The sequence below is a fragment of the Gordonia sp. (in: high G+C Gram-positive bacteria) genome, from assembly GCF_020438995.1.
Classification (GTDB): domain Bacteria; phylum Actinomycetota; class Actinomycetes; order Mycobacteriales; family Mycobacteriaceae; genus Gordonia.
The window spans coordinates 1-7,636 of record NZ_JAGQTN010000034.1 but is presented as its reverse complement, the minus strand read 5'-3'; the positions used below and the strand labels follow the sequence as shown (position 1 = coordinate 7,636).

Here is a 7,636-nt window from a genome sequence, read left to right as displayed (position 1 = left end):
CTCGGGTATGCCGATCAGGCGCATTTCACCTCCGATTTCACTCGGACGCTTGGGATGTCGCCCACCGCGTACCGGCGGGATCAGCGGGATCAGCGGGGGGTCAGTTCGGAAGTGGATGCGTCAGGTGGCGAAAGGTCACCGGACCCTTCGTGACCCTCGCGACTTCGTCGCTTCGGCCTCAGGGATCAAGACGATTGGTCACGACCACATTCGGAACCCCGCGCCATCGTCGCTTCGGCCTCAGGGATCAAAGATGTCTGGTCACGATGGGGGGAGTGCGTCGACGAACGACTCCTGGTGGCCGAATTCGAGTTTGACGAGTTGGTCGGCGAGGTGGAAGTAGCGGTCGTCGTGGGTGATGACGATGACCGTCTTTCCGCGGCGGCGCAGGTCGTCGAGGATCTCGTGGTAGAACGTCTCGCGGAACTGCGGTTCCTGATCGGCGGCCCATTCGTCGAACAGATACACCGGTCGGTCCTCAAGGAGGGCGGTGACCAGGGCGAGGCGCTTGCGTTGTCCCTGGGAGAGGGCGATCGATGACAGCTTGCCGTCCTGGACGGTCACCTTGTGGGCGATCTGCAGTTGGTGCAGCAGCCGGTTGACCTCGTCGTCGATGCCGGGCCGCAGGTAGCCGAAGAAGTCCTCGAACAGGTGGAAGTCGGTGAAGATCGCCGACGTGGTGTGCCGGAACCATTCGATGTTGTGGTGGCCGATCGGTTCACCGTTGAGCGACAGGGTGCCGGCCTGCGGCATGTACAGGCCCGAAAGCAGTTTGGCCAGTGTCGATTTGCCGCTACCGTTACCGCCGACGATAAACGTCACCTCGCCGGGTTGCAGCACCAGGTTCATCGGCCCGAGGTGGAAGCCGGCTCGTTCGCGGGGTCCCGGTGCCGACGGCATCCCCGGATGCCCCACGTGCGGCAGGCCGCGGCCGTCCGGTCCCATCGGGGCGGGCCCCCTGTCCCTGTGTCCGCGACCGTCCGGTCCGAAGTCCGGTCGGCCAGCACCCTCAGATCCCATGACGTCATGTCCCGGCCGGTCATGTCCGGGCCGCGGATGTCCCGGACCCGATTGCGCCGGTTCGCCCGGTCCTGGCGCCGGAGCACCGTGCGCCGGAACATCTTTCCCCTGATCCGGACCGTCGAGGGGACCGGGCGGCGGGCCCATCGGGGCGGTCGGCAGTTGGTCACCGAGGTAGGAGTAGTGGACGTCGGCCAGTTCAATCCGGGCCGCGGACACGGGCAGGCGATCGGCGCCGCCGAGCGTGGTCTCGTCGTGCGGGGTTTCCATCGACAGTTCCATCAGTCGGATCTTCTTGAGCGCGACATCGCCGCGCAGCAGATCCGGGATGCGGTGCATGATGTTCTGCATCGGCATCGACAGGAATGTGGTGACCAGCACGTAGCCGATCATCTGTTCCAGCGGCAGCTTCATCGCGGCGGCGAGGCCGAACAGGATCAGCGCCATCGTCGCGAGCTGGGTGAGCTGACCGAGGCCCTGCGCGTAGGAGAACCGCACGCCGGCCGTGACGTTCTTGTCACGCAGATCTTGTGCCGCGCCCAGCAGATGCCGGTTCATGAAGTCGGTGCGGCGGTCGCGGTGCATCTTGAGTTCTTTGATGCCATGGGTGACCGAACCGAACGAGCGCAGCAGTTCGTCGTCGGTCTCGCGGGCCTGCCGGTACAGTTCCCGGACCCGGGTGGCGAGCAGTTCGACGCACAGGATCGACAGCAGCGTGGCAGCCACCTGCACCGCGAAGATGGTGGGTGAGATGATCGCCAGATAGGTGAGGCAGCCGACGATGGTCGCGACGTCGATGCAGACGCTCGGGATCGCCGCCACCGCCTGCGACAGGGTGCGCACGTCCTCGGTGAGCGTGGCCATCAGCCGGTGTGCGCCGAGGCGTTCGAGATGTTCGAGCGGGGCGGCGATCGCACCCGAGCCGAGCGAGGCCCGCAGCCGGTAGATGGCGTCCTGAGCGAGCTTGGTCAGAATGACCTGCGAGGCGAGGCCGGTGATCAGTACGACCCCGGCGGTCATCGCGAAGGTGACCCAGTTGCCGTGCACATCGGGCTTGGGTGAGATTACGGAATTGATCTGGGTGACCAGGAAGGCGTTCGCGGCGCCGCCGATCAGGCCGGCGACGACGGCGAAGGCGATACCCCGCCAGGACACCGACACCAGAAAACGCAGCAGCGCCATCGTCCTACCGCCCCACGATGTCGAACAACATGCCTTCGAGCGTGACGCCCGGGGCGAAGGAGAAGGCCACACCCGTCGAGATCGCCCGATCCGGTTCGGCCGACACGGCTTGCGCGATCATGCGTTCGAGCACGAAGATCAGGGAGACGCTGAGCATGTTTCCGTATTCGGCGAGCACGTCCCAGCTCGGGCCGGTGCTGTCGGCGGGCAGACCGAGTGATTCGAGCGACGAGTCGAGGATCTTGGGACCGCCCGGATGCACCGCCCACAGGTCGATGTCGGACTTGCCGAGACCGTTGCGGGCCAGCATGTCCACGATCACCGGATCGACACCGCGCACGATGTAGTCGGGCAGTTCCGGCGACAATTCGCAGGTGATGCCGTCGTCGTTGACGCCGAGCACGATACCGTCCTCCGCGTCGTCGAACAGGTGACTGAAGCTTTCGCGGACCACGACCGTGCCGGCGGGCTGTGCTTTGCCCACACCGCCCGCACCGATGACGACGGCGCCACAGCCGTCACCGAACAGGCTGTGGGTGATGATCGCGAACGGATCCTCGCTGAACACCGCGTTGACCGAGCTGAGTTCGAGGCAGATCACCAGCGCCTTGCGATCAGGATGTGCCCGCACGTAGTCCGATGCCGAGCGGATGCCGTTCATGGCCGCCGCGCAGCCCATGAAGTTGACCACCATCCGGTTGGTGGTGACCGGAAGATCCAGGGCCCGCAGGACCGCGACGTCGACACCCGGGGCGATGAATCCGGTGCTGGTGACGAACACCAGGAGCCCGATGTCGTCGATGCTCACTCCGGCCGTGGCCCGGCGGGCGACGTCGATGGCCAGCGGTGCGGCCAGCTCCATGTACAGGTTCATCCGCTCGCGGATCGTGGCCGGACGCTTGGAGAACTCGGCGAACTCGGGGTCGAGCGGGTTGATCGCGAGGTGCCGGGTGGTGATCTTGGTCTTGCGGTAGATGCGGGCGATCCGCTCCCGGTTCTCGTCTCCGTCGAACATCGACACGACGTCGCGGGCCGCGGCCTCCTGGTCGAACACCCGCTCCGGCGCGCCGGTGGCGATGCCCTCGATGACGGCGACGGCAGTGGACGGGGCGGGCGGCAGGGCCTCGACGGTCCGTTTACGGGTCCGCCGCACCGGATGCCCGGGCGAGCGCCGGCTCTGATCGCTGGAAACGATGTTGTCGATGGTCATGGCGGTGACTCCTGGGGTGGATGGGACCGGCGGGGTGCGTTGCACTCAACCGAAACTGGATATGGGGCGAAATGAGATGTGGGAGCTGGACTCGGGCTGTCAGACGGTGCCGACGCCCGTAAAACCCTTGATGGTGTAGTCGGCGCAGGTCTTGAGCATCGTCGGCGAGAAGTGTTCGCGGAAGAAGCCCCAGTCGTTCTCCTGCGCGGTGCGTGAGCGGGCACCGAGGTAGGTGACGACCTGCTTGGGGAACCGGTCGGCGATGAAGGACTTGGCGGGCAGCCATTCGACGCCGAACTTGGCGGCCTCCTCGGCGACGATGTCCTCGCACCAGATGTTGGCGAATCCGCTGCGCTGATACGGCAGCACATGGTGCACGCGGTGGGAGCTCAGACCCGCGGACAGGAAGCAGTCGACGTAGCGGATGCCGGTGATCTTGAGATCGTAGGCCTGCTCGAGCTGGTTGATCGCCCAGTCGTCGGTGTCGACCTCGAGCTCGTCGGCGTCCATCTCGAAGTCGTGGCTGGCGACGACGAGGAAAGTACTCAGCCACATCGTCGCGACGAACTGCAGCAGCCACGCCCAGAAGTCGCCGGCGATGATGAAGGCGATCAACTCCGCGAGCAACAGCAGGCGCATCCCGAAAGCTCCGAAGAAGTGCGGTAGTCCACCCCTTCGGGAGCCGTACATCTGTGAAATACCGACTTTTCGCGTGAGCTTGCAGACGTCGATCAGCCTGAAGGTCATCCCCGTGACGGCATGTCCGAATTTGTGGATCGTGTGAATCGGAATTCGATACCAGCGAGGAAGGTCCATCATGAAGGTGAACACGTTCTTCTTGATATCGACTTCGCTCTGCGTGTGCGGATGGTGCAGCAGCGCGTGACCGTCGGCCGTGACGAACGAGAGCGCCACATAGTTCATGTCGAACGCGTTCACCAAGACCTTGGTGGCACCCTTCTGCGCGCGGTGAATGGCGTAGTGGCCGAACCCGGCGAGCGAGCTGCGCAGGATCACCATTGCAATCACGAACGCGGGCAACGGCATCCACGACGTGTCGTACAGTCGCAGCCCCTGGACCGCGAAATAGGCCAGGAACAGGACCGCGGCCACGATGTTGAACCAGCGGTCGAGCTTCTTGAGATGGGACTGAATATCCTTGCCGCGCAAGCGCTTCTTGATCGCGTGCAGCAGATCGGTACGGCGGCCGAAGTCGTACTTGGGGGTATCGCGCCAGCTGTCGAAACGATCGGTGAACAGGAAATCGGGGGCGTTGTTCTTGGGGTGCACATCCTCGATCACCGCGTCGCGGCCGAGTGCGTACTTCTCCAACATCCGTTCCACCGCTTCAACATTGGCATGATAAGAGCCGATGATCGAGGTTATGTCACGATTCTTGCTGCGGCCGATGAAGAACTCACCGCCGGGATGTTTGGAGATCCAGTCACTCAAGTCGTAGGCGCGGCCCTTGTATACCCACACGTCGGCGAGCTGCGGACCTCCTTCGACACCCGGCAGCCGGCCCATATCGGGATGGCGAAGTACTTCGCTCCCCTCAATACTTGCCGGGCCCTGCGAACCGGGGGGCCGACGGTCGTCGTCACCGGGGGACGACGTATCCGTGGCGGGCGCGTCGGGCGTGCCCGACCGGGCCTCGTGCGTGGACGCCTGCTCAGCGGTCATACCGCCTTGCCCGGGCGCACGATTCGCCACCACCGCAGTCTGCACGTCCGTGCCACTTTCCGTGTTGGCCATCGCTGACCTCGCTTTCCTTCTGTCGAACTGATCGGCACCGTTGATTCTGGCACCTATGCCACGAAAGCCCCCGCGCTTTCACGGTTCGCCGCTTCTGCTATTGGTAAGCTCAGCATGACGTGCCATCAAGGCGAGCGCATCATCTGGGGATATAAGTACGGCAAATGAACGACGATTTTCACGAAATCCTGCAACCAGCGGCGTGTCTGATTAGAGTACGGCGACATGAAAACACAACTCACGCAATTCCCACGCCCCGCGGGGCATCCGCACAAGCGGACTCGTGCACTGCTGTCGGCCGCGGTAGGCGCCGTCGCAGTCGTGGCACTCGTCGCCGGCTGCTCGTCCGATGATGATGACGACAAAGGCGGCACATCGACGGGCGCCGCGAGTGCCCCGTCGATGGTCGAGACCTCCCGGTCCGAACAGCCCACGGTATCGACCAGCGACGCCGCCGCACTGGTCAAGCAGAGTGCGCAGACGACCCGGCTCATGCAGTCGGTACATATCGAGCTGAAGGTCGACGACAAGGTCATGGGCCTGCCCGTCCGGCAGGTCAAGGGCGACCTCACCAGCAACCCGGCACCCAAAGCCCAGGGCGAGGGCACCTTCCGTATCGGCAACGACGACACCGCGGTCTCGTTCATCGTCGCCGACGGGCAGCTGTACATCAAGAAGGACGGCGAGACCGAATACACCTCGATCGGCGAGGCGTCCAAGGTCTACGATCCGGCGATCATCCTCGACCGCGAACGCGGCCTGGCCAAGCTGATCGAAAGCCTCAAGGACTTCAAGTCGGCGGGCACCGAAACCGTAAACGGTGTCGAGGCTCAGAAGGTGACCGGCACGATCGACGCCTCGGTCCTCGACGTGATCTTCCCGACGCAGGGCGACGGCAAGTTCTCCGGCGCGATCCCGGTCACGCTGTACATCGACAGCAAGGCGCCGTACAACCTGGTGAAGGTGAACATCAAGGTCGACACCGGCGAGATCAACCTCACCACCTCCGACTGGCAGAAGGACGTCAATATCGAGGCGCCCTAGTACGCCCACGAACCGCATGATGTCCGCGCACCCCGACGGGGTTCGCGGACATCATGCGTTTTGCTGCGGAACCCTACCGGGGTATGTCCTAGCGGGGTTTGACCAGGGGGAACAGGATCGTTTCGCGGATACCGAGGCCGGTCAGGGCCATCAACAGGCGGTCGATGCCCATGCCGGTGCCGGCCGTCGGCGGCATGCCGTACTCCATCGCTGCCAGAAACTCCTCGTCAAGGACCATCGCCTCGTCGTCCCCGGCCGCCGCCAGGCGCGCCTGATCGACGAATCGTTCGCGCTGGATCACCGGGTCGACGAGTTCGGAGTAGCCGGTGGCCAGCTCGAAACCGCGGACGTACAGATCCCACTTCTCGACGACGCCGGGGACGCTGCGATGCGAGCGCACCAGCGGTGAGGTCTCCACCGGGAAATCGCGGATGAACACCGGCTCGCTGAGCTTGGCGCCCACCATGTGTTCCCACAGTTCCTCGACCAGCTTGCCATGGCCGTAGCCCTTGTCCTTGGGCACTTCCAGGCCCACCTTCGCGGCGATCGTGAGCAACTGCTCGACCGTCGTCGAGTCGTCGGCACCAGCGGGCACAATCTGCTCGCCCAGAGCCTGCGACAGCGACGGATACATCTCCAGCGACGTCCACTCCCCCGACAGGTCGTATTCGGTACCGTCCGGCATCACCGGGGTGAGGGTGCCCATCGCGCCCTGCGACACCTCCTGCACCAGCTCGCGGATCATCACCGCCGCGGTGTCGTAGGTGCCGTACGCCTCGTACGTTTCGAGCATCGCGAACTCCGGCGAATGCGTCGAGTCGGCCCCCTCGTTGCGGAAGTTGCGGTTGATCTCGAAGACCTTGTCGATGCCGCCGACCACGCACCGCTTGAGGAACAGCTCCGGCGCGATACGCAGGAACAGGTCCATGTCGAAGGCATTGGAGTGGGTGACGAACGGGCGCGCGGCCGCGCCGCCGTGCAGGGTCTGCAGCATCGGCGTCTCGACCTCGAGGAAGCCGCGCCGGGCAAGCGCCGCCCGCAGCTCGGTCATCACCGCGATGCGGGTGCGGGCGATCTGCCGGGCCTCGGGCCGCATGATCAGGTCGACGTAGCGCTGCCGGACCCGGGTCTCCTCGTTCATGTCCTTATGCGCCACCGGAAGCGGCCGCAGAGACTTCGACGCCATCGCCCAGTCGTCGGCCATCACCGACAGCTCGCCGGTGCGTGAGCTGATCACCTGACCATGTACGAACACGATGTCGCCGAGGTCGACGTCGGCCTTCCACCGGGCCAGCGACTCCTCGCCCACCCCGTTGAAGCTGATCATCGCCTGCAGTTGGGTGCCGTCGCCGTCCTGCAGGGTGGCGAAACACAGTTTGCCCTTGTTGCGCAGGAAGATGACGCGTCCGGCGACGCCGGCCACAT

Annotated in this window: 6 protein-coding genes; 2 read left to right on the top strand and 4 right to left on the bottom strand. The window is 64.7% G+C overall.

Annotated features, from left to right (window positions below):
• On the top strand, window positions 1-153 hold a 153-nt coding region (locus tag KDB67_RS02665; RefSeq protein WP_291012093.1), incomplete at its 5' end, for an AraC family transcriptional regulator.
• Between the two features lie 108 nt (window positions 154-261).
• Here the strand turns inward: KDB67_RS02665 and KDB67_RS02660 are convergent.
• The 3 genes from KDB67_RS02660 to KDB67_RS02650 all read right to left on the bottom strand — a co-directional run bounded on the left by KDB67_RS02660 (window position 262) and on the right by KDB67_RS02650 (window position 4,939).
• A complete protein-coding gene (locus KDB67_RS02660) occupies window positions 262-2,202 on the bottom strand; it encodes an ATP-binding cassette domain-containing protein (protein ID WP_291012086.1) in 1,941 nt (646 codons plus the stop codon).
• 4 nt (window positions 2,203-2,206) lie between these two features.
• Complete coding sequence (locus KDB67_RS02655) at window positions 2,207-3,412, bottom strand: 3-oxoacyl-[acyl-carrier-protein] synthase III C-terminal domain-containing protein (protein ID WP_291012084.1); 1,206 nt, start codon at window positions 3,410-3,412, stop codon at window positions 2,207-2,209.
• Between the two features lie 99 nt (window positions 3,413-3,511).
• Window positions 3,512-4,939, bottom strand: a complete 1,428-nt coding sequence (locus KDB67_RS02650; RefSeq protein WP_291012090.1) for a cytochrome b5 domain-containing protein — start codon at window positions 4,937-4,939, stop codon at window positions 3,512-3,514.
• 453 nt (window positions 4,940-5,392) lie between these two features.
• Here KDB67_RS02650 and KDB67_RS02645 point away from each other — a divergent pair, with 453 nt between their 5' ends.
• Window positions 5,393-6,211, top strand: coding sequence for an LppX_LprAFG lipoprotein (locus KDB67_RS02645; protein WP_291012082.1), 819 nt, complete (start codon window positions 5,393-5,395; stop codon window positions 6,209-6,211).
• Window positions 6,212-6,299: 88 nt separating this feature from the next.
• Here KDB67_RS02645 and lysS read toward each other — a convergent pair.
• Window positions 6,300-7,636, bottom strand: a 1,337-nt coding sequence (gene lysS / locus KDB67_RS02640) for a lysine--tRNA ligase (protein WP_291012080.1), incomplete at its 5' end; no start/stop codon positions are given.

Excerpts from the sequence above, each read along its gene's own strand:
- KDB67_RS02660 (WP_291012086.1), bottom strand. The coding sequence starts at position 2,202 with ATGGCGCTGCTGCGTTTTCTGGTGTCGGTGTCCTGGCGGGGTATCGCC.
- KDB67_RS02655 (WP_291012084.1), bottom strand. The coding sequence starts at position 3,412 with ATGACCATCGACAACATCGTTTCCAGCGATCAGAGCCGGCGCTCGCCC.
- KDB67_RS02650 (WP_291012090.1), bottom strand. The coding sequence starts at position 4,939 with ATGGGCCGGCTGCCGGGTGTCGAAGGAGGTCCGCAGCTCGCCGACGTG.
- KDB67_RS02645 (WP_291012082.1), top strand. The coding sequence starts at position 5,393 with ATGAAAACACAACTCACGCAATTCCCACGCCCCGCGGGGCATCCGCAC.